General features: G+C 65.8%; 22 protein-coding genes. 11 read left to right on the plus strand and 11 right to left on the minus strand.

Translation table 11 applies throughout. From position 1 onward, the window contains the following. Positions 1–43 precede the first annotated feature (43 nt). Together O9320_07620 and rsmI are read right to left on the minus strand one after the other, a co-directional pair. Positions 44–418, minus strand: a complete 375-nt coding sequence (locus O9320_07620) for a YraN family protein (protein ID MCZ8310706.1) — start codon at positions 416–418, stop codon at positions 44–46. Between the two features lie 2 nt (positions 419–420). Further along, entirely contained in the window at positions 421–1,245 is an 825-nt protein-coding gene (gene rsmI, locus O9320_07625; GenBank protein ID MCZ8310707.1) for a 16S rRNA (cytidine(1402)-2'-O)-methyltransferase, read from the minus strand. A gap of 106 nt (positions 1,246–1,351) precedes the next feature. Here rsmI and O9320_07630 point away from each other — a divergent pair, with 106 nt between their 5' ends. Both O9320_07630 and O9320_07635 read left to right on the plus strand, forming a co-directional pair. Beyond that, the gene (locus O9320_07630) at positions 1,352–2,716 is read left to right on the plus strand and encodes a penicillin-binding protein activator (protein MCZ8310708.1); all 1,365 of its coding nucleotides are present in this window, start codon (positions 1,352–1,354) and stop codon (positions 2,714–2,716) included. A gap of 3 nt (positions 2,717–2,719) precedes the next feature. Beyond that, positions 2,720–3,112: a GFA family protein gene (locus O9320_07635; GenBank protein MCZ8310709.1), complete on the plus strand. Its 393-nt coding sequence runs from the start codon at positions 2,720–2,722 to the stop codon at positions 3,110–3,112. On the opposite strand, the gene hemW is transcribed toward O9320_07635, so the two are convergent. Genes hemW through rph form a run of 3 tightly spaced genes read right to left on the minus strand, consistent with a single transcriptional unit; the run spans position 3,109 to position 5,584 of the window. Beyond that, positions 3,109–4,260 carry a radical SAM family heme chaperone HemW gene (gene hemW / locus O9320_07640; protein ID MCZ8310710.1) on the minus strand — a complete coding sequence of 384 codons (1,152 nt, stop codon included), beginning with the start codon at positions 4,258–4,260 and terminating at the stop codon, positions 3,109–3,111. The two genes, O9320_07635 and hemW, sit on opposite strands and share 4 nt — an antisense overlap. Next, positions 4,257–4,871: an RdgB/HAM1 family non-canonical purine NTP pyrophosphatase gene (gene rdgB / locus O9320_07645; protein MCZ8310711.1), complete on the minus strand. Its 615-nt coding sequence runs from the start codon at positions 4,869–4,871 to the stop codon at positions 4,257–4,259. Before rdgB ends, hemW begins: the two co-directional genes overlap by 4 nt. Further along, positions 4,859–5,584, minus strand: coding sequence for a ribonuclease PH (gene rph, locus O9320_07650; GenBank protein MCZ8310712.1), 726 nt, complete (start codon positions 5,582–5,584; stop codon positions 4,859–4,861). The genes rdgB and rph overlap by 13 nt, the downstream gene beginning before the upstream one ends. Positions 5,585–5,825: 241 nt before the next feature. Here rph and hrcA point away from each other — a divergent pair, with 241 nt between their 5' ends. Both hrcA and grpE read left to right on the plus strand, forming a co-directional pair. Beyond that, complete coding sequence (gene hrcA / locus O9320_07655; GenBank protein ID MCZ8310713.1) at positions 5,826–6,860, plus strand: heat-inducible transcriptional repressor HrcA; 1,035 nt, start codon at positions 5,826–5,828, stop codon at positions 6,858–6,860. A 76-nt stretch (positions 6,861–6,936) separates the two neighbouring features. Further along, the gene (gene grpE, locus O9320_07660) at positions 6,937–7,542 is read left to right on the plus strand and encodes a nucleotide exchange factor GrpE (GenBank protein ID MCZ8310714.1); all 606 of its coding nucleotides are present in this window, start codon (positions 6,937–6,939) and stop codon (positions 7,540–7,542) included. 108 nt (positions 7,543–7,650) lie between these two features. On the opposite strand, the gene O9320_07665 is transcribed toward grpE, so the two are convergent. After that, complete coding sequence (locus O9320_07665) at positions 7,651–8,109, minus strand: hypothetical protein (GenBank protein MCZ8310715.1); 459 nt, start codon at positions 8,107–8,109, stop codon at positions 7,651–7,653. Between the two features lie 379 nt (positions 8,110–8,488). On the opposite strand from O9320_07665, the gene dnaK reads away from it, so the two are divergent. After that, positions 8,489–10,426: a molecular chaperone DnaK gene (gene dnaK / locus O9320_07670; protein MCZ8310716.1), complete on the plus strand. Its 1,938-nt coding sequence runs from the start codon at positions 8,489–8,491 to the stop codon at positions 10,424–10,426. Positions 10,427–10,504: 78 nt separating this feature from the next. Next, positions 10,505–11,641, plus strand: coding sequence for a molecular chaperone DnaJ (gene dnaJ, locus O9320_07675; GenBank protein ID MCZ8310717.1), 1,137 nt, complete (start codon positions 10,505–10,507; stop codon positions 11,639–11,641). 28 nt (positions 11,642–11,669) lie between these two features. On the opposite strand, the gene O9320_07680 is transcribed toward dnaJ, so the two are convergent. Further along, positions 11,670–12,086: a response regulator gene (locus tag O9320_07680; protein ID MCZ8310718.1), complete on the minus strand. Its 417-nt coding sequence runs from the start codon at positions 12,084–12,086 to the stop codon at positions 11,670–11,672. A 165-nt stretch (positions 12,087–12,251) separates the two neighbouring features. Further along, positions 12,252–14,060 carry a CHASE domain-containing protein gene (locus O9320_07685; GenBank protein ID MCZ8310719.1) on the minus strand — a complete coding sequence of 603 codons (1,809 nt, stop codon included), beginning with the start codon at positions 14,058–14,060 and terminating at the stop codon, positions 12,252–12,254. 168 nt (positions 14,061–14,228) lie between these two features. Here O9320_07685 and O9320_07690 point away from each other — a divergent pair, with 168 nt between their 5' ends. From O9320_07690 to dapB, 4 genes are read left to right on the plus strand one after another with little or no spacing between them, the layout of a single operon-like run. Beyond that, positions 14,229–15,092 carry a decaprenyl-phosphate phosphoribosyltransferase gene (locus O9320_07690; protein MCZ8310720.1) on the plus strand — a complete coding sequence of 288 codons (864 nt, stop codon included), beginning with the start codon at positions 14,229–14,231 and terminating at the stop codon, positions 15,090–15,092. Continuing rightward, a complete protein-coding gene (locus tag O9320_07695; protein MCZ8310721.1) occupies positions 15,089–16,429 on the plus strand; it encodes an FAD-binding oxidoreductase in 1,341 nt (446 codons plus the stop codon). The genes O9320_07690 and O9320_07695 overlap by 4 nt, the downstream gene beginning before the upstream one ends. Positions 16,430–16,437: 8 nt before the next feature. Next, positions 16,438–17,160 carry an SDR family NAD(P)-dependent oxidoreductase gene (locus O9320_07700; GenBank protein MCZ8310722.1) on the plus strand — a complete coding sequence of 241 codons (723 nt, stop codon included), beginning with the start codon at positions 16,438–16,440 and terminating at the stop codon, positions 17,158–17,160. A 19-nt stretch (positions 17,161–17,179) separates the two neighbouring features. Further along, entirely contained in the window at positions 17,180–17,977 is a 798-nt protein-coding gene (gene dapB, locus O9320_07705) for a 4-hydroxy-tetrahydrodipicolinate reductase (protein MCZ8310723.1), read from the plus strand. On the opposite strand, the gene O9320_07710 is transcribed toward dapB, so the two are convergent. Next, positions 17,947–18,429: a DUF2244 domain-containing protein gene (locus O9320_07710; protein ID MCZ8310724.1), complete on the minus strand. Its 483-nt coding sequence runs from the start codon at positions 18,427–18,429 to the stop codon at positions 17,947–17,949. The genes dapB and O9320_07710 overlap by 31 nt on opposite strands. A gap of 55 nt (positions 18,430–18,484) precedes the next feature. Between O9320_07710 and nth the strand changes: the two genes are divergently transcribed. After that, positions 18,485–19,150: an endonuclease III gene (nth, locus tag O9320_07715; GenBank protein ID MCZ8310725.1), complete on the plus strand. Its 666-nt coding sequence runs from the start codon at positions 18,485–18,487 to the stop codon at positions 19,148–19,150. Here nth and O9320_07720 read toward each other — a convergent pair. Further along, the gene (locus tag O9320_07720) at positions 19,147–19,761 is read right to left on the minus strand and encodes a GNAT family N-acetyltransferase (GenBank protein MCZ8310726.1); all 615 of its coding nucleotides are present in this window, start codon (positions 19,759–19,761) and stop codon (positions 19,147–19,149) included. The two genes, nth and O9320_07720, sit on opposite strands and share 4 nt — an antisense overlap. Before the next feature lie 4 nt (positions 19,762–19,765). Next, positions 19,766–20,233, minus strand: coding sequence for a hypothetical protein (locus tag O9320_07725; GenBank protein ID MCZ8310727.1), 468 nt, complete (start codon positions 20,231–20,233; stop codon positions 19,766–19,768). Between the last annotated feature and the right edge of the window lie 18 nt (positions 20,234–20,251).

The raw sequence follows: 20,251 nt of genomic DNA on the forward strand, positions 1-20,251 counted from the left end.
TCGGTCGAAATTCGCGACTCGGCGCGTGCCCCGAATCTAGGGCTCAGCGTCGGTCGTGCCAAGCATCTTGGATATGGCGCGGCCACCGTCCCGGTGCAACCAGGACGAGGTCGAAACGCCGTTCGAATGCGGCAAAATTCGGGCGCTTGGCGCAGAATTGTTCGGCCGCGCGCGCGATGCGCATGGCTTGGGCAGGGTGTAGCGATTCGGCCGCATCGTCGAAGGCGCCGCGCGCTTTGACTTCGACGAAAGCCAGCACGCGGCCGCGCTTGGCGATGAGGTCGATTTGGCCTGCGGGCAGGCGCACATCGTGCGCCACGATGCGCCAGCCCGCGAGGCGCAAGCGCCACGCCGCGATCGTCTCGGCGAGCCGTCCGCGACGTTGCGCCTCGATGTGACGGCGAGAAGGCTCGCGCATTGTTACGCCTTACGCTTGCCCGCAAGCGCCAAAGCACGCGCGTAGACTTGGCGGCGCGGCAGGCCCTGCTCGGCGGCAATGCGGTCGGCGGCATCGCGCACGCCCAACATCGCAAGGGCGGCTGTGATTTTCGCATCGAGGGACGCTTCGTCGAGTGCAGTTTCGCGCGCTGCTTGCGGCGGGCCGACGACGATCACGATCTCGCCGCGCGGCGGATCGACTTCGCATTGCGCTGCGAGTTCGGCAAGCGTGCCCATGCGGCATTCTTCGTGCAGTTTCGTGAGCTCGCGCGCGAGGGCGGCCGGGCGCGGGCCCAAGATCTCGGCAAGGGCCGCCAACGTTTCGCCTGCGCGATGCGGGGCCTCGAACAGCACGAGGCTTGCGGCCACATCGCGGAATTCGACCAAGCGGCGCGCGCGCGGGCCGGTCTTGGGCGGCAGAAAACCCAGAAACAAAAACGGCTCGGCCGGCAGGCCCGAGAGCGCAATCGCCGTCGCGATCGCCGATGGGCCGGGCACGACCGTGACCGGAATTCCGGCGCCGCGCGCCGCCTTCACAAGCTCGGCCCCCGGATCGGCAATGCCGGGCATGCCGGCATCCGATACGAAGGCCAGCACTTGGCCACGCGCCTGCCCGGCGATGTAGGCGGCCGTGGCGGCACTTGCCTGGCGGTCGAAGCGCACAATCTTGGGTGCAGTCAAGCCTAGGGCCGAAAACAGGCGGCGGGCCACGCGCGTATCTTCGGCCGCCACAAGGCTTGCGGCGGCAAGGACTTCGCGCCCGCGCACCGTCATGTCGCCGAGATTGCCGAGCGGCGTGCCGACCAGATAAAGCCCCGGTTCGAAAGCCTGCGCCGAGGCTGGATTAACGGGCGCCGCCTCGCTAGTGTCGCCCCCTGTTGGAAGTGGGCCTGTTCGAGGAGGGTTTCCCGCCGTGCGTCGCATCCTGGTTCCCGTTCTGGCCTTGCTTGTCCCGGTTTTGGCGGCGTGCCAAGCAGCCGATGGCGTGCGCGACAGCGTAACGGGCCTTTTCGGCCAGAGCCAGCCAAGCGTGCGCGTCGTCCCGCCCGCCCCTGCGCCAGCGCCGACCGAGACTGTTGCGGTCCCGACGGTCGAATCCGCACCGGCGCCGGCCGCAACCGAAGCGGCCGAACCCGCTTTGCGCGTCGATGCCGTGCCGGGTGCCGGTGCGCCGTCGCGCACCCGTGGCAGCAATGCGCCGCGTGTGGCCCTGCTGCTGCCTTTGTCGGGGGCCAATGCCGGTGTGGGCCAAGCGCTGCTCGATGCTGCAACCCAAGCCGTGTTCGACCTTGCCGACGACGATTTTGTGCTGCTCGTGCGCGACACGGCCGGTACGCCGCAAGGTGCGCAGCTTGCCGCCGAATGGGCGCTCGAGCAGCAAGCCCAGCTCGTGGTGGGTCCGCTGCTGGGCGCAGAAGCGCAGGCGATCGCACCCACGCTGCGCGCGGCGAATGTGCCGGTCTTGAGCTTCTCGAACGACCGCAGCATTGCCGCCGAAGGCATCTATGTGCTGGGCATCGCACCGCAAGCGGCCGTCGCGCGCACGATCGAATTTGCGCGCGGGCGCGGGCTCGAGCGGTTTGCAGCGCTGGTACCTGCCAATGCGCTGGGCCAGGCGGCCGAACAGGCGTTGCGCGCGAGCTTGTCAGCGCAAGGTGGCACGCTCGTGCGCGTCGAACGCTACGAGCCGGGTGCCCTCGACTATGCGCCCGCCGTGCGGCGCTTGGGCCAATTGGCGGGCCCGCCGCCGCGCCTTGCACGCGGCGAAGCAGCACCGCCGCCGCCCGAGCTCGATTTCGAAGCCGTGTTGCTGCCCGATTTCGGCGACCGGCTCGTGCAGGTCGTGGCGCAATTGCACGGCCACGAGATCGACCCGATCCGCATCAAATATCTCGGCATCCCGCTGTGGGAGGATGCGCGCCTGTTCCGCGAATCCTCGCTGCAGGGGGCGTGGTTCGCAGCCCCCGCACCCGCCGCACGCGCGCGCTTCGAACAGCGCTACCGCGAGTTTTTCGGCCGCGCGCCGCCGCGCGTGGCAACCCTCGCCTACGATGCGGTCGCACTCGCCGCCATCCTCGCGCGCGGCAAAGGCCCGGAAGGTGCCGATTATTCGCCTGCGGCCCTGACCGCTGCCGGCGGTTTTGCCGGCGTGGAAGGCATTTTCCGGCTGCGCCCGAACGGCTATGTCGAGCGCGGTTTTGCCGTGCTCGAAATCGCGCGCGACACCCCGCGCGTTCTGAGCCCCGCCCCCGAAGCCTTCGAGAATCCCGGAAACTGACCCATGTCCGAGAAGATCTATAGCGGCGGCTGCCTGTGCGGCGCTGTGCGCTTCGAGGCCAAAGCCCCCGCCGCGAGGCCGCATACCTGCTCGTGCAAAATGTGCCAGCGCCACACCGGCGGCCTCACGCTCGCCTGGGTCGAGTTCCCGCGCGACGCCGTCAAATGGACCGGCAAGGGCGGAAAACCCGCGACGTATCGCTCGTCGTCCGCCTCGAGCCGCGCGTTCTGCAAGATCTGCGGCAGCTCGCTGGGTGCTATCGACGACGCGCCGACCGTGGGTTTGCTGCTCGGCGTGTTCGACAAGCCCGGTGCAGCGGCCCTGCGGCCCACGGCACACTCTTTCCGCAGCACGCGCCCCAAATGGTGGCACGTGGAAACTGGCGATAGCGCCTAACCCCTGAGTGCTGCCAGCAGCGCATTCAACAGTTTCATGCCCTGCGGCGTGGCGGCGAGGCCGGTTGGCGTGCGCGCCAAGAAACCGTCGGCGATCATGCGCGCCACACGCTTGGGATCGAGCGCGTCGGGGCCTTCGAGAGACGCACCCGTCACGCGTTCAAAGCGCGCGGCGTCGATGCCCTCGGAAAGTCGAAAACCCATCATCACGGCTTCGTCGACCTGCGTTGCCCTTTCGAGCGGCACGCTTTCCGCCGTCGCGTGGCCGTTTGCGGCGACTTCTGCGAGCCAGGTTTCGGGTGCCTTCGCCTGGCGCGTGGCGTGGCGCTGGCCGTCGATCGCGATGCGGCCATGCGCACCCGGCCCCACGCCGACATAATCCTCGTAGCGCCAATAGACGAGATTGTGGCGCGATTCTTGGCCCGGTCTGGCGTAGTTCGAAACTTCGTAGGCGGGCAGCCCTGCATCGGCGAGCATCGCGTTGGTCGTGTCGTAGAGTTGCTCTTGCACGTCTTCGTCGGGCAGCTTGTATTGGCCGCGCGCGAACAAAGTCTGAAACTGCGTGCCCTCTTCGATCGTCAATTGATAGAGCGACAGATGCGGCGGCTGCAGGGCGAGCGCGCGTTTAAGCTCTTCCTGCCATTCAGTCACCGTCTGGCCGGGCCGCGCATAGATGAGATCGAACGAGAAGCGTTCGAACAAGGCCGCCGCACGGTCGATGGCGCGCTGGGCTTCGCGCACATCGTGGCCGCGCCCGAGAAATTTGAGCGCTGTATCGTCGAGCGCTTGCACGCCGATCGACAGGCGGTTGATGCCCGCTGCTTTGAACGCGGCGAAGTGTGCGGCTTCCGAGGAATTGGGATTGGCCTCGAGCGTGATCTCAGGTTCGTCGGCGATCGCCCAACGCGTGGCAATGCGCTCGAGCACGCTGCCCGCAAGCGAAGGGTCCATCAAAGACGGCGTGCCGCCGCCGAAAAAAACCGACGTTACGCGCTTGCCCGGTGTCAGTTCCGCGTAATGGTCGATCTCGCGCAGCAGCGCGTTCTTCCAGGCGTCGCCGTCGATCTTGTCGCGCACATGGCTGTTGAAATCGCAATAGGGGCACTTCGATTTGCAGAACGGCCAATGCACATAGACGGCGAAACTCATTTGGATGCCAAGCACGCCGCAACGAGTTTGCCGAACGCCACGGCGCGATGGCTGATCTTGTGTTTTTCATGCGGGTCCATTTCGCCGAACGTGATCGCATGGCCTGCGGGTACAAACATCGGATCGTAGCCGAAGCCGCGCGATCCCCGCGGCGGCCACACAAGCGTGCCGTCCACTTCGCCACGGAACGTTTCGACATGGCCGTCGGGCCAGGCGAGGGCGAGGACGGCGACAAAATGCGCGCGCCGGTCGGCCGCACCATCAAGGGCCGCTTCGACCATGCGCATCGCGCGCATCCAATCGCGCTTGGGGCCAGCCCAATTCGCCGTATACACGCCCGGATCGCCGTGCAACGCGTCCACACACAGGCCGCTATCGTCGGCAAGCGACGGCAGGCCGGTTGCCGCACAAGTGTGGCGCGCTTTGAGGATCGCGTTGGCCTCGAACGTGGTGCCCGTCTCGTCGGGCTCGGCCACGCCGAGCGATCCCGCCGACACGCAGTCGAGCCCGAAGGGCTGCATCAGGTCGGCAATCTCGGCCAGCTTGCCCGCATTGTGCGTGGCAATGACCAGCTTGCCGCCGGAAAGTCTGCGCGGCCCTAGACCGTCCATTTCGCGATCGCCTGTTTCTGCAACGCAACGAGTTCGCCCACCCCTTTGCGCGCCAAAGCGAGCATGGCGAGCAATTGGTCCTGGTCGAACGGATCGCGCTCGGCTGTGCCCTGCACTTCGATGAGCTTGCCGTCGCCGGTCATCACAAAGTTGGCATCGACCTCGCAGGCCGAGTCTTCGGCATAGTCGAGATCGAGCACGCTCGCCCCGTTCGAAATGCCGCACGAGATGGCCGCCACATGGCTGCGGATCGGCAGCGTCTTGAGGCCCTTGGCTTTGACGAGCGGATAGATCGCCTGATGCAAAGCGACCCACGCGCCCGTGATCGCGGCGGTGCGGGTGCCGCCATCGGCCTGCAGCACGTCGGCATCGATCTTGATCTGGCGCTCGCCGAGCACGCCCATGTCGCACACGGCGCGAAGCGCGCGGCCGATCAGGCGCTGGATTTCCTGCGTGCGGCCCGATTGTTTGCCGCGTGCCGCTTCGCGGTCGGTGCGCGTGTGGGTCGAGCGCGGCAGCATGCCGTATTCGGCCGTGACCCAGCCTTGGCCCGAGTTGCGCAGAAACGGCGGTACTTTCTCTTCGAGCGAGGCGGTGACCAGCACATGCGTGTCGCCGAAGCGCACCAAGCACGAACCCTCGGCATGTTTGGCGAAACCGGGCTCGAGGCTGACGGCACGCATCTGGTCGGCGGAACGGCCCGAAGGGCGCATGGGATGTCTCTTTTCTGGGTGCAGGATCGGGGAAGCAAAAACCGCCGGACCTTAGGCGGATGTGGCGGCGCGGAGCAAGCGCGGACGAGGGTGTTTGCGTGTTTGCCCCTATTTGACTCCAGCACCTACCCGTGACTAGCCTTGTGCCATGAGCCGATCCCCGATTGTGCCGTTCGAACGCAAAGCCCCGTCGCCTGCACCCAGTGCCACGCGCGAGCGTTTGCAGACGGCCGTCGAGGCGATGGACGAGCGCTCGCGCGACGTATTCCGGCGCATCGTCGAGGCCTATGTCGATACGGGCGAGCCCGTTGGCAGCCGCACCTTGTCGCGCCAATTGGCCGATCCGTTGTCGCCGGCCACGATCCGCAACGTGATGGCCGATCTGCAGGATTTAGGGCTGCTCTATTCGCCGCATATTTCGGCCGGCCGCTTGCCGACCGATTTGGGCTTGCGGCTGTTCGTCGATGGCTTGCTCGAAGTCGGGCGCCTGTCGAGCGACGAGCGCGAGAAGATCGAAGTGCAGTGTGCTGCCGGCGGGCGCTCAGTCACGCAAGTGCTCGAACAGGCGAGCAATCTGCTGGCGGGCTTGGGGCGCGGGGCGGGGCTTGTGATCGCCCCAAAATCCGATGCCCCCCTCAAACATGTCGAATTCGTGCCGCTCGGGCCGGGCCGCTCGCTCGTGGTGCTCGTGACCGAGCAGGGCTTGGTCGAAAACCGCGTGATCGAAACGCCGATGGGTCTCACGCCGCAGCAGCTCATCCAGGCGTCGAATTTTCTGTCCGCACACCTTACGGGGCGCACGCTGGTCGAGGCGCGCGAAGATATTCTGCGCCGCTTGGCCGAATCGCGCGCCGAGCTCGACCAATTGTCGCAGCGCGTGGTCGAACAAGGCTTGGCCGTGTGGTCCACGCCCGACGGCAGCCCGGCGCGCGAGGGGTATTTGATCGTGCGCGGCCAAGCGAAGCTCTTGGCCGACGTGCATGCGCTCGACGATCTCGAGCGCATCCGCCGCCTGTTCGAGGCGCTGGAGCAGCACGAATCGATGGCCCGCATCCTCGAACAGGCGCAGACGGCCGACGGCGTGCAGATTTTCATCGGCGCGCAGAACGAATTGTTCGGCCTGTCCGGCTGCACGACGATCGTCGCCCCCTATCGCGATTCGAGCGAACGCATCGTCGGTGCGATCGGCGTGGTGGGGCCCACGCGCCTCAACTATGCGCGCATCATCCCGATGGTGGACTATACGGCGCGCGTTATCGGCCGGCTGGTCGGCTGAAAAACGTCTCTTGCGTTTGTCGCAAAACACGCCCAAATCCGGGCGTGAAACCGTCCACGCAACAGCGGAACCTGCCATGACCGAGCCTGCCACGCCCCAACCTGAGAATCCCACGACCCCCAGCGTCGAAATCCCGGCCGAATTGTTCGAGGCCCCGGCGCCTGCCGATCCGTTGGCCGAGGCGTTGGCCAAGGTTGCGGCGATCGAGGCCGAGATGGCCAAAACCAAGGATGCGGCGTTGCGCGCGATGGCCGACGCCGAAAACATGCGCAAGCGCGCCGAGCGCGAAATCGCCGAGCGCGAGAAATACGCGGTCTCGAAATTCGCGAAGTCGCTGCTCGACGTGGCCGACAATCTGCGCCGCGCGCTCGACAATGTGTCGGCGGACGCGCTGGCCGCCGATCCGAGCCTTGCCAAGCTCGTCGCGGGCGTGGAATTGACCGAGCGCGAATTGCTGCAGGCTTTCGAGCGCAATGGCGTGGTCAAGGTCGAGCTTGCGGGCAAGCCGTTCGATCCCGCGATCGCCCAAGCGGTGGCCCAAGTCGATTCGCCGAACCAAGCGGCAGGTACTGTCGTGCAGGTGTTCCAGCCTGGCTACACGCTGCACGGCCGCATCCTGCGCGAGGCGATGGTCACCGTCGCCAAGGGTGCGCCTGCCGCCGGTATCGACACGGTTGCCTGAGCCGAGGCGCTTAAAGCCAAAACGCCCGCAACGCCGCGAGGGGTATCCCCTGGCGGCGTGGCGGACGGTCAATGCAGCGGCGCTGGCGAGGGAGCCGGCGCCTTCGTCTCAGGCGTTCTTCTTGAACGCCGCCTTCGCAGCCGCGTCGGCGGCTTCGTAGGCTTTGCTGGCAACGCGTGCCGTCGGCGCTTCCGGTGCCGGTCCACTTGCATCGGGCCCGAAAACGCGGGCAATGCGCGTCTGGTAGCGCGGGTCGATAATGTCGATGAACGGCTCGAAGCTGCCTTCGACAAGACCCGACTTGGCTGCCAATTGGCGCGACGTGCCGACTTCGACCTTGTCTTGTACCGGCGCATCGACGGCGTTGGCGCGCTGCTTGGCACCCACGGGCGGCGTTGCGTCGGCTGCGCCCGGCCGTGCCACGCCTGGGCGCTCAGCCGGTTGGGACGAATCGTTGCGGGCCCCGCGAACGGCAGGGGCAGGCGACGTCTGGCGGTTTTCGCCTCCGGCCGAATATCCGACCGGCGGCAATGGGGGCGTTACCCCCACACTGGGGATACTGGACATGACACTCCTCGTTTCTCGATGCAGTCGATACGCGCTTCTGCGTGTATCGGCGACCATCGCCAGCCTTGCACCTCCGTTGCTCGCAACGGAACGTGATGAGCGCAAGACGGGCGATCCTCAAGGCTGTCTTACTATGATTTATTCTACTTGTCAAGCGGGGCCAATTCTGCGGGGCGGGGTGCGGCAAAGATTCTGGGGCCGCAGCGCGACGCGCGCGGGTTTCAAGGTTGCGCGCCTGCGTTTGCCTGCCTATATGCCTTGCCGAGCGCAGGGTCTTTCCTGAAGAACCATCCCAAGCGCTGTCCAACTTGAACCGAGGGGTTCGGCCGCGATGCCTCGCACGAGGGTCGGGCGCGAATTGCCGCAAAGCGAGGGTCGCATGAGCAAAGTCATCGGAATCGATCTTGGCACCACGAATTCGTGCGTTGCCGTGATGGAAGGCAGCACGCCCAAAGTCATCCCGAACGCCGAAGGGGCCAACACGACGCCCTCGATCGTCGCGTTTACGGAATCGGGCGAACGTCTGGTGGGCCAGCCTGCCAAGCGCCAGTCCGTCACCAACCCGACCGACACGTTCTACGCGATCAAGCGCCTGATCGGGCGCCGCTTCGAAGACCCGATGGTGTCGAAGGACAAGGGCCTCGTGCCCTACGACATCGTCAAGGCCGACAACGGCGACGCGTGGGTCAATTCCAAGGGCAAAAAATATTCGCCCTCGCAGATTTCCGCCTTCACGCTGATGAAGATGAAGGAAACGGCCGAGGCGTATCTGGGCGAAACGGTCACGCAGGCCGTGATCACGGTGCCCGCCTATTTCAACGACAGCCAGCGCCAAGCCACGAAAGACGCCGGCAAGATCGCCGGCCTTGAAGTGCTGCGCATCATCAACGAGCCGACGGCGGCTGCACTCGCCTACGGCCTTGAGAAGAAGAAGACCGGCACGATCGCGGTCTACGACCTCGGCGGCGGCACGTTCGACGTGTCGGTGCTCGAGATCGGCGACGGCGTGTTCGAGGTGAAGTCGACCAACGGCGACACGTTCCTGGGCGGCGAAGATTTCGACAAGGAAATCGTCGACTATCTTGCGACCGAGTTCAAGAAAGAGGCCGGCATCGATCTGCGCGGCGACCGCCTGGCGCTGCAGCGCCTCAAGGAAGCGGCCGAAAAGGCGAAGATCGAACTCTCGTCCGCCGTGCAGACGGAAGTGAACCTGCCCTTCATCACGGCCGACGCGTCGGGCCCGAAGCATCTCAACATCAAGATCACGCGTTCGAAGCTCGAAAGCCTCGTCGATGTGCTGATCCAGCGCACGATCGAGCCGTGCCGCAACGCGCTGAAAGACGCCGGCCTCAAGGCCAGCGAAATCGACGAAGTGGTGCTCGTGGGCGGCATGACGCGCATGCCCAAGGTCATTGAAACCGTGAAGCAGTTCTTCGGGCGCGAGCCGCATCGCGGCGTCAACCCCGACGAAGTGGTCGCGATCGGTGCGGCCATTCAGGCGGGCGTGCTCAAGGGCGACGTCAAGGACGTGCTGCTGCTCGACGTGACCCCGCTGTCGCTCGGCATCGAAACGCTGGGCGGCGTGTTCACGCGCCTCATCGACCGCAACACCACGATCCCCACGCGCAAGGGCCAGACCTTCTCGACCGCCGAAGACAGCCAGTCGGCCGTGACCATCCGCGTGTTTCAGGGCGAACGCGAAATGGCCGCCGACAACAAGATGCTGGGCCAGTTCGACCTTGTCGGCCTGCCGCCCGCGCCGCGCGGCGTGCCGCAGATCGAAGTCACGTTCGACATCGACGCCAACGGCATCGTGCAGGTCTCGGCCAAGGACAAGGGCACAGGCAAGGAGCAGCAGATCCGCATCCAAGCCTCGGGCGGCCTGTCGGACGCCGAGATCAACAAGATGGTCAAGGACGCCGAGGCCAACGCGAGCGAAGACAAGAAGCGCCGCGACTTGGTCGAAGCCAAGAACCGTGCCGAAAGCCTCGTGCACGACACCGAGAAGAACGTCGCCGAATACGGCGACAAGCTCGATGCGGCCGAAAAAGCCGCCGTGCAGACCGCCATCGACAATCTGAAGGCGACAAAGGACAGCACCGACGCCGAAGACATCAAGGCCAAGACCGAAGCCCTGATGCAGGCCGCCATGAAGCTCGGCGAGGCCATGTACAAGGCCCAGGCGGCGACCGGCGATGTGCCGCCGGATGCCGGCGGCCCCGAGGGCGGTGCCAAGGCCGAAGGGCCCAAGGCGAAGGACGAGAAAGTCGTCGACGCGACGTTCGAGGAAGTTTCGGACAAGACCAAAAAGGGCTAAAGCTCGTTTCGGTCGGCCGATCCGGCGCGCTTTTCGCGCGTCGGATCGGGCCGTGCCGCCCTGATGGAGAATCGTCGCGTGGCGAAAGCGGATTACTACGAATTGCTGGGTGTCGCCAAAGGGGCGTCGGCAGACGATCTCAAGAAGGCCTATCGCAAGCTCGCCATGCAGTTTCACCCGGACAAAAATCCGGGCGACAAAAAGGCCGAGGCCAAGTTCAAAGAGATCAACGAAGCCTACGACGTCCTCAAGGACGACCAGAAGCGCGCGGCCTATGACCGCTTCGGCCATGCCGCGTTCGAAGGCGGCGGCGGTGGCCAGCCCGGCGGTTTCGGCGCGGGCGGTGCAGGCGGCTTTGCCGATATTTTCGACGAGATGTTCGGCGAGTTCATGGGCGGGGGCAGGCGCGGCGGCGGGCCGCAGCGCGGCGCCGACCTTCGCTACAATCTCGAAATCAGCCTCGAAGACGCATTCCACGGCAAGCAGGCGACGGTGCGCGTCGCCTCCATGCATGCGTGCGAAACCTGCCACGGCAGCGGTGCCGAGGCGGGCTCCAAGCCCATCACCTGCCCCACCTGCCGCGGCCAAGGCAAAGTGCGCGCGCAGCAAGGCTTCTTCACGATCGAGCGCGCCTGCCACCAATGCGGCGGGGCGGGCCAAATCATCGAAAAACCCTGCAAGACCTGCCAGGGCCAGGGCCGCGTGCGCAAGGAGCGCACCTTGTCGGTCAATATCCCGGCTGGCGTGGAAGACGGCACGCGCATAAGGCTCGCGGGCGAGGGCGAAGCGGGCTTGCGCGGCTCGCCGACGGGCGATCTCTATCTGTTTTTGTCGATCAAGCAGCACCGCCTGTTCCATCGCGAGGCCGCCGACATCTATTGCCGCGTGCCGATCCCGATGACGACGGCGGCCCTCGGCGGCTCGATCGAAGTGCCGACGGTCGACGGCACACGCGCCAAGGTCACGATCCCGGCGGGGGCGCAGACGGCCCAACAATTCCGCCTCAAGGGCAAGGGCATGAGCGTGCTGCGCAGCCAGGCGCGCGGCGACATGTTCATCGAGGCGATGGTCGAAACGCCGGTCAACCTCACCAAGCGCCAGCAGGAATTGCTGCGCGAATTCGAGGGCAGCGGCGGCGGCGGCAAAAGCCACAGCCCCGAAAGTGCGAGCTTCTTCGCCAAGGTGAAGGAGCTGTGGGACGATCTGCGGAATTGAGCTGCGCTGAGCGTCGGCGCCCAGCCCTTTAACGGAGCGCGAGCCGCACCAGATCCTGCAAGTCCGAGAGCGGTACGGGCTTGATCGCAAAGGCGGACGCCCCGGCGCCGAGTGCTGAAGTCCGGCACGCGGGCTCCGTGCGGCCCGTGAGCACCACGACCGGCAACGCGGCAAGGCGCGGATCGGCATGCCCGCGCAAGCGGCGCAGAAATTCGAGCCCGTCCATCGGCGCCATCGTCAGATCGCAGAAGACGAGATCGAAGGGCTGCTCGGCGAGCAGCTCGAGCCCGCGCGCACCTGTGGCGACGCCCACGCAATGGCCGATGCCGACGGCCTGCAGCATCGCGCACAGCACCTCGCGCATAATGTCGATGTCTTCGATCGCCAGAACGCGCAGCTGCGCCAATTCCGCTTTGGGTGCTGGTGCTTGCGTTTCCGTCGCCATTTCCTGCCGTTGCTGCTCGTGTCGTCGGGCGCTTAGATTTAGCGGTACCGGCGGTGCCAAGCCAGTGCGCCGCCGCCGGTGCCGTAGGGAATTTTTATGCCGCGACTAAAGAGGCACGCAATTGCGTTTTGGCCCGCAAAACGCGACCTCGCAGGGCTGCTGGGCTCACGCCTTTTCGGCGCGGCGCAAGGAAACGAGGGCGCGCGTGCCGTTGGGCGGATTGTCGGCGAATTCGATCGACCCGCCCATGGAAATCGCGAGCTTCTGGCAGATCGCAAGTCCGAGGCCGACGCCGCGATTGGTCGAATCGTCGACCGGACTGGCGATTTGGTAAAACGGCAAAAACACTTTCTGTCGCTCGGCGGGCGCGATGCCGGGGCCGCGATCGGCCACGCACAGCGTCACCGTCTGCGCGTCGCTGACCGCGTCGATCGTCACGGTTTCGCCGGCCGGCGAAAATTTGAACGCGTTCTCCGAGAGATTGGCGATGATGCGCCCGAGTGCCGTCATATCGGCCATCACCGGCGGGGCGGCCCCGAGCCCGTCGCCGAATGCGAGCCGCACGCGGCGCTGTTCGGCGGTCGCTTGCAGCACGCTCGCCACTTCCGTGACCGCGTCGATGAGGGCGATCGGTTTCAGCGCCAGCGTTTCGGCGTCGGCCGTGCGCCGCGACATTTCGAGTACGTCGTCAACGACGCGCTTGAGCCAATTGGCCGAGCTCACGATGGCGCCCACATAGCTTTGCGCGCGCGGCGGCAGATTGCCCGCGATGCCGAGCTTCATCGCCTCGGCGAAGCCGACGATGGCGTTGAGCGGCGTGCGCAGCTCGTGGCTCATATTCGCGAAGAAGCGGTCTTTGGCCGCCCCCGAATCGACCGCGAGCTCGGTTTGGTGGGCGGCAGCGGTCAGCGCCCTTTCGAGTGCTCGCGTGCGCTCGGCGACCGACGCTTCGAGGTCGCGCTGGCGGCGCGCAAGGCTCGAATAGAGCAGCAGCGCCAGCAGCAGCATCGCGGTCCCGCTCGTCAGAACGGCGACCGGCGCGTAGCGCTGCATCGGCGGCAGGTCGGTCGCATGTGCTATTTCGATGTCCCAGATCCGGCCCATGATTTCGACCGCGCGCGACACGTGCGCATCGAGTGCTGCGTTCGTCGACAGGGCGGCCCCGTCGACCGTCAGCAGCGGCAGCCGCGTGCGCAAATCGCCCGGGGCGGTGCTGGGACCGCGGTCGTGGATGGCGATGCGCGCGGTCGGAAATTGCTTCTCGAGCAGCGGCATGATCAGTTGGCCCGGCGACAGACCGATCGGCAGGATGCCGATCGTCTTGCCGTCGGCCACGATCGGTTGCAGTGCCAAGATACTGCGCGTGCCGGCCACATCGTCCTGCTCCAGCACGACCGGGGCCGAACCGATCGGGCGGCCCAGCGCCATCGCCCGTTCCGCCGCCGCCCGGCGCTCGGCATTGGCCCACAGATCGAACCCGACAACGCGTTCGTTGCCGGCGATCGGATAGACGAAAAACGCGGGAAACATCGTTTCGCGCGGGCCCGGCGGCGCCACGGCAAAATCGGGATAGCCCAAGCGCGCCCGTGTGGCGTCGCGGGCCGCTTTGGCCTCGAGGGACGAAAAATCGGCAGGATCGGTGCGCGGGGCAAGCGCGATCGTGCGCAGGCTCGGATAGCGCTGCACGAGGCCCATCTGGTCGAGCCATGCCGCATAGGATGCCGCGTCGTCGAACTGGGTTTTGGCGAGCGTGGCCGCAAGCGTGATCTGGATCTGGGAAATTGTCGCGAACTCGTTCTCGACGAGGGCCACGACGCGTTCGGCGAGATTTTCGGCCTGGGTCTGGCGCAGCGTGTCGTTGAAGCGCACGAGCAGGAAGGCGAGGGCCGCCAGCAACGCCAATCCGGCAACGAAGATCGCACCCGCCAGAGCAGGAGCCGCGCGCGCGATCCGATCGGCGAAACTCTGGGTCACTAAATGCAGGTCCTACACAAGTACGCTGGACGACAGTAACAGCCAAAAATAGTTTTTAAACAATTAATTTTCGGCTTTCCTCATAAAAATTGCCGCCAAAAAACGGTAACTTCGGCGACATGCCTTTTCGATCTGGCGCGTTGTTTGGAAATGCGCTCTAACCGCAACATGTTGAATGCATTCTTGGCATTGGCGCGGCCGCGGCACTGGATCAAAAACGCATTTGTTGCAGCCCCGCTGTTTTTTACGCCCGAAGCGCTGGGCGGGCCAACGCTGGTTGCCGCAGCCATGGCGGTGGCTTCGTTCAGCCTGGCCGCGTCCGCCGTCTATGTATTCAACGATTTTTGCGACCGCGAGGCCGACCGGCTGCATCCGATCAAACGCACGCGGCCGATCGCGTCGGGTGCTGTCGCACCGGCGGCGGCGCTCGCTTTTGCGGCCGCTTTGCTCGCCGGTGCGGCATTGCTGGCGTCTCGTCTGCCGACGGCCTTCGGCACGGTGCTTTGCGTCTATCTGGCGCTGAACCTCGCCTATTCCTGGCGCCTCAAACATGTGAGCCTGCTCGACGTGCTGATCGTCGCGGCCGGCTTCGTTTTGCGCGTCGAAGGCGGGGCGTTTGCGATCGGCGTGATGCCGAGCGTGTGGATCCTCGTCTGCACGGGTTTGCTCGCGCTGTTTCTCGCACTCGCCAAACGGCGCGACGATCTCGTATCGGATGTCGATGCGGCCCATCGCAAGGCGCTGGCGGGCTACAATCTGCGCTTCGTCGACACCGCGATCGCGGTGGTGCTGGGCGCGCTGGCCGTGAGCTATCTGCTCTACACAGTCGACCAGGCCGTCATCCGCCGCTACGGCACCGAGCGGCTCTATCTGACCGCCCCCTTCGTGCTGGCGGGCATGCTGCGCTATCTGCAGATCGCATTGGTCGAAGAACGCTCGGGTGCGCCCACCGATATCGCACTCAGCGACCGCTTCCTCATCGTTTGCGTGCTGGGCTGGCTCGCGGTCTTCGGCTATTTGATCTACGGATGAGTGTGCGCTGGAAAGAAACGACATTGGCGGGCTGGGGGCGTTATGCCGCCACGGCGGCGCGCGTGGCGCGCCCCGAGCGCCAAAGCGAGCTCGATCGCGTGCTGGCGGATGCAGGCGCAAGCTTGATCGCGCGCGGGGCCGGCAAAGCCTATGGCGACGCCGCCCAGAACGGCGGTGCGGCCGTTGCGAACACGCTGCGTTTGGACCGGCTGCTTGCCTTCGATGCCGCCACGGGCGTGCTCGAATGCGAGGCGGGGGTCACGTTCCGCACCTTGCTTGACGTTTTCGTACCCAAGGGCTTCGTGCCGCCGGTGTCGCCGGGCACGGCGTACGCGACTGTGGGCGGAGCCCTTGCTGCCGACGTGCACGGAAAAAACCACGACCGGCACGGTTCGTTCGGCGACCATGTTCTGTGGTTCGATCTTTTGTGTGCGGACGGCCAAACGCGCCGCGTGTCGCCCGACAGCCATTCCGACCTGTTCGCCGCCACGATCGGTGGCATGGGTTTGACCGGTGTTGTGCGGCGCTTGGCCTTTCGCCTGCTGCCGGGGACCGGCCATGTGCGCGTGGAGACGCAACGCATCGCCGATCTCGACGCGTTTTTTGCGGCGTTCGCAGCCGCACGCGCCACGGCCACGTTCAGCGTCGGCTGGATCGATGCGTTGGCGCGAGGCGCCAAGCTCGGACGCGGCGTGTTCGAGACGGCGGAGTTTGCACCGGCTGCACCTGCCGCACCGGCCGCCAAAACCCTGCCGATCCCGCTTGATTTGCCGCCTTTTGCGCTGTCGCGCGCAAGCGTGGGTGCGTTCAACGAAGTCTATTGGCGGCGCGCACCCGCATCCAAGCAAATGTCGCAGCGACCGCTCGATGCGTTTTTCTATCCGCTGGATCGTCTGTCGGATTGGAACCGGCTTTACGGTAAGCGCGGCTTCTTCCAGTTCCAATCGGTGGTGCCGGACGCAACTGCGTTTGACGCCACGCGCAAAATGCTCGAGGCCGTTTCGGCGGCAGGTACGGCTTCGTTCCTCGCCGTTCTCAAAACTTTGGGCGGGCCGGGGCGCGGCTTGCTGTCCTTCCCGCTGCGTGGTGTGACCTTGGCGCTCGATGTGCCCAACGCGCCGGGGGCGACCGACTTGATGGCCACGCTCGAGCGTCTCGCACTTGAGGCGGGCGGGCGCATCTATCTGGCCAAAGACGCATTGCAAGCGCCCGCCACGTTCCGCGCAAGCTATCCGAACCTTCCGGCATTTGAAGATTGCCTGCAGCGCTGGGATCCGCAGCGGCGTTTTGCGTCCGACCTCGCGCGACGTTTGGGCATTGGCGAGGCCCAGCGATGAAACCAGTCATGAAAAGCGCGTGGCTCATCTTGGGTGCCAGCTCGGCGATCGCGCGTGCCTTTGCGCGCCGTGTGGCAACAAGCGGAGCCGACATTCTGCTCGTGGCCCGGGACGGCGAAGATGCAAACGCCCTTGCGGCCGATCTTGCGTTGCGCGGCAGCCCGTCGTGCCGGGCCATCGGCTTCGATTGCGACGTCGCGGCCGCGTTCAAAGAATTCGCGCAAGGGTCGGTGCCGAACGTGTTTCTGGCTTTCGGCACCATGCCGTCGCAAAGCGAGATCGATGCCGATCCGGGCGCACCCGCGCAAACGCTCGACGTGAATTTCGCCGCACCCGTTGCGTTGCTGCACCGCCTGATGCCGGTGCTTGAAGCCACGCCGGGCGGCGCCATTGTGGCGCTTGGCTCGGTTGCGGGCGATCGTGGGCGGCTCAAAAACTACGTATACGGCGCTGCCAAAGCGGGGCTGCATGCCTATTTGCAGGGCCTGCGCGCGCGCGGCGTGCGTTCGGGCGTGCATGTCGTCACCGTGAAGCCGGGCTTCGTCGACACGGCGATGACCTGGGGCTTGCCGGGCATGTTCCTGGTCGCGTCGCCCGATGCGATCGCGGCTGCGTGCCTTGGGGCCGTCGCCAAAAAACGGGATACGATCTATGCGCCGTTTTTCTGGTGGGGCATCATGACGATCATCCGCCATATCCCCGAACGCATCTTCAAGAAACTCAATATCTGAACGGAGTCCGTATATGGCGATCAAGATCGGCGTTGTCGGTGCGGCCGGGCGCATGGGCCAAATGCTGGTGCGCGAGATCGTCGCGGCCAGCGGTGCGGCGTTTGCGGGCGGGACAGAAAATCCAAGCGGCGCGTTCATCGGCCGCGATGCGGGCGAGGTTGCGGGCATTGGCGCGCTCCAGGCCAAAATCGGCGCCGACCCGCGCGCGTTGTTCGCGGCAAGCGATGCGGTCATCGATTTTTCGGCCCCCGCTGCCACGCGTGCGCATGCAAACCTCGCCGCCGAATTCGGCAAAACGCTGGTGGTGGGTACGACGGGCCTGTCCGCCGACGACCAGACCGTGCTCGCAAGAGCCGCCGAGAAATGCGCGATCGTGCAGGCCGCCAATTTCTCGCTCGGCGTCAATCTCGCCTTGGCGTTGGTTGAAGAAGCGGCTAAGCGCCTCGGCGCCGATTACGACATCGAGATTTTCGAAGCGCACCACAAGCACAAGGTCGATGCGCCCTCGGGCACGGCGCTTGCGTTGGGCCGCGCTGCTGCGGCCGGGCGTGGAATCGATTTTGCAACCCAAACGATCCGCAGTCGCGACGGCCATACGGGCCCGCGACCGGCCGGCCCCATCGGCTTTTCGGTGGCGCGCGGCGGCTCGGAGATCGGCGAGCACACGGTCATGTTTTTCGGCGACGGCGAGCGCGTGGAAATCGCGCACAAGGCGCAAGGGCGCCAAGTCTATTCCAAGGGTGCTGTGCGCGCGGCCTTGTGGGCCGCCGGCAAACCGCCCGGCCTCTACTCGATGCGCGACGTGTTGGGACTCTGAACGCTGGGGCCCCGACGCCACGCCGCCAATGCGTCGGCGAGCGTGCGCGCAAGATCTGCGCGCGCCTGTTGGTCGAGAAAAGCGCCCACGATCGTGCGCTTTCCGTGGCTGCGCAGCGCCACTTCTTCGCCTGATTCGACATTGAGCCAATAGGGCTCGAGCGTGCGTCGCTGTTTGCGGCCCCAACTGTCGACCGAAAGGATCTCGAGCCGGTCGCCGTAGAGCGTGATGTGTTCGCGTGCGCGCGCACCGGCATAGTTCGCCTTGAACGCAAACCACACGAGCAGCACGTCGAGGCCCAGAAACGGCAGCACGGGCCAAGCGCCCATCGAGGCGAACACGGCCCCTGCCGCAAAGCTCGCACCGGCCAACAGCGCCATCACCCAGAAAAACCCGCGCGGGGGCAGCGAGCGGTGCGGCTTCAAAACGAGATCGAGCTGGGGCGTTTCCATCTGGAGCGATCATAGATCGTCCGGCGCATTCGTCCAGCTTGACGGGAGATGCCCAATGCCTCTATCGCCTGGGGCCATGAAACCGGACGCCATCCGCGAATTCTACACGGCCCTTGCCGCGCGCAATCCCGAGCCCAAGACCGAGCTCGAATGGGGCAATCCCTACCAGCTCTTGGTCGCGGTCGCGTTGTCGGCGCAGGCAACCGACGTCGGCGTCAACAAAGCCACGCGCGCCTTGTTCGCGAAGGTCAAAACCCCGGCCGAAATGCTCGCCCTCGGGCACGACGCGCTGCGCGACCACGTGAAGACCATCGGGCTCTTCAACACCAAAGCCAAAAACGTGATGGCGGCGGCCGAGATCCTTGTGCGCGCGCATGGCGGCGCAATTCCGCAAAGCCGCGAAGCGCTCGAAGCTTTGCCCGGCGTTGGCCGCAAGACCGCGAATGTGGTGCTGAACGTCGCCTTCGGCGAGGCGACGATCGCGGTCGATACGCACATTTTTCGTGTGGGCAACCGCACGGGCCTTGCGCGCGGCAAGACGCCGCGCGAGGTCGAAGACAAGCTCGAAAAACGCACGCCGGCCGACTTCAAGCGCCACGCGCATCATTGGCTCATTCTGCACGGGCGCTATGTGTGCAAGGCGCGCACGCCCGAATGCTGGCGCTGCAACGTCGCGCAATACTGCGCTTTCAAGAAGAAATCGCCGACCCCGAACGCCTAGGCGCGGCCAAGCCAGATCGTGCGGCCGTCCGGGATATCCGCACCGGCCAGCTCGGCAAATCCAAGCTTGGTCCAGAAGTGCCGCGCGTTTTCGTTGGCGTTGTTCACGGCGACATGAACCGGTCCCGCGTTCTGCGCGGTGCGCCACGCCTCGAACAGACGACGGCCGAGGCCTTGGCCTTGGGCTACCGGCATCAGGTTCAGATGCAGATGTGCGGGAAACCGCGTGGCGACCGACGGCGGTGTGCGTTTCGGTCGATGGATCATGGCAGCACGCCGTTGGTCGTGCGTCATCGCCTGCGGCAGGGCGTCGCCCGGGTCCGGGTATTGCGCGCGCAAAGACGGCCACCAATCGCGCGCAAGCTGCGCCTCCCAGGCGTCAGTATCGAGCCTGCCGGCCGCATAGCCGACAACTGCGCCGCGATCTTCAGCCACCAGCACAGAACTGGGGGAAAGGACCGCGTAGGGTGCGGCGTAGATGTGGCCCATCATTTTCGGGTCGGCGTAAAGATGTGCGGCATCGCGCCCCGCATGCCCGGTCGCCAGCGAAATCGCATAGAGCGCTTCGAGATCGCCGGACGCAAAGCCGCGTATCTGCTGCGCGGCGCGCATGGGTCTAGCTTTGTTTCGGATTTCCGAGCTGGGCGAAGCAGGCTTCGACCGGCATCGGGCGGCCGACGAGCGTGCGCGCATCGACATGCGCCACGCGTTGGCCCAGCAGATCGTCGCGATAGAGGAAGGCTTCGAAATAGCATTCGGCCGTGCGATAGCGCCACACTTCGGCCGGGCCGTCGCGGCGCACGAAAGCGGCCGGGCCTAGCCGTGCTACCAAAGCCTCGCGGCCCATGCCGACCAACGCGCGGGCACTGCTGGCTGCAGGGGCGGCGGCAACCGAAGGTGATGCTGTTGCCGGCGCAGCCGACGGCGCAGTCTCGGCTGGCGGCAATTCGACCGTGGCGGCAACCACCGAAGTCGGCGCATGGGGCGATGGCGCACCCGTGCAGGCGGCCGCAAGAGCTGCCGCACCGGCACACAGCACGATGCGACGCAACCGCCGGACGATGTGCGCTTGCCTAGCCCGCACGCGTGCGCATCCAGCGGC

Source organism: Magnetospirillum sp. (assembly GCA_027532905.1).
Classification (GTDB): Bacteria; Pseudomonadota; Alphaproteobacteria; order CACIAM-22H2; family CACIAM-22H2; genus Tagaea.

Excerpts from the sequence above, each read along its gene's own strand:
- O9320_07620 (MCZ8310706.1), bottom strand. The coding sequence starts at position 418 with ATGCGCGAGCCTTCTCGCCGTCACATCGAGGCGCAACGTCGCGGACGG.
- O9320_07635 (MCZ8310709.1), top strand. The coding sequence starts at position 2,720 with ATGTCCGAGAAGATCTATAGCGGCGGCTGCCTGTGCGGCGCTGTGCGC.
- hemW (MCZ8310710.1), bottom strand. The coding sequence starts at position 4,260 with ATGAGTTTCGCCGTCTATGTGCATTGGCCGTTCTGCAAATCGAAGTGC.
- rdgB (MCZ8310711.1), bottom strand. The coding sequence starts at position 4,871 with ATGGACGGTCTAGGGCCGCGCAGACTTTCCGGCGGCAAGCTGGTCATT.
- rph (MCZ8310712.1), bottom strand. The coding sequence starts at position 5,584 with ATGCGCCCTTCGGGCCGTTCCGCCGACCAGATGCGTGCCGTCAGCCTC.
- hrcA (MCZ8310713.1), top strand. The coding sequence starts at position 5,826 with ATGGACGAGCGCTCGCGCGACGTATTCCGGCGCATCGTCGAGGCCTAT.
- grpE (MCZ8310714.1), top strand. The coding sequence starts at position 6,937 with ATGACCGAGCCTGCCACGCCCCAACCTGAGAATCCCACGACCCCCAGC.
- O9320_07665 (MCZ8310715.1), bottom strand. The coding sequence starts at position 8,109 with ATGTCCAGTATCCCCAGTGTGGGGGTAACGCCCCCATTGCCGCCGGTC.
- dnaK (MCZ8310716.1), top strand. The coding sequence starts at position 8,489 with ATGAGCAAAGTCATCGGAATCGATCTTGGCACCACGAATTCGTGCGTT.
- O9320_07680 (MCZ8310718.1), bottom strand. The coding sequence starts at position 12,086 with ATGGCGACGGAAACGCAAGCACCAGCACCCAAAGCGGAATTGGCGCAG.
- O9320_07690 (MCZ8310720.1), top strand. The coding sequence starts at position 14,229 with ATGTTGAATGCATTCTTGGCATTGGCGCGGCCGCGGCACTGGATCAAA.
- O9320_07695 (MCZ8310721.1), top strand. The coding sequence starts at position 15,089 with ATGAGTGTGCGCTGGAAAGAAACGACATTGGCGGGCTGGGGGCGTTAT.
- O9320_07700 (MCZ8310722.1), top strand. The coding sequence starts at position 16,438 with ATGAAAAGCGCGTGGCTCATCTTGGGTGCCAGCTCGGCGATCGCGCGT.
- O9320_07710 (MCZ8310724.1), bottom strand. The coding sequence starts at position 18,429 with ATGGAAACGCCCCAGCTCGATCTCGTTTTGAAGCCGCACCGCTCGCTG.
- nth (MCZ8310725.1), top strand. The coding sequence starts at position 18,485 with ATGCCTCTATCGCCTGGGGCCATGAAACCGGACGCCATCCGCGAATTC.
- O9320_07720 (MCZ8310726.1), bottom strand. The coding sequence starts at position 19,761 with ATGCGCGCCGCGCAGCAGATACGCGGCTTTGCGTCCGGCGATCTCGAA.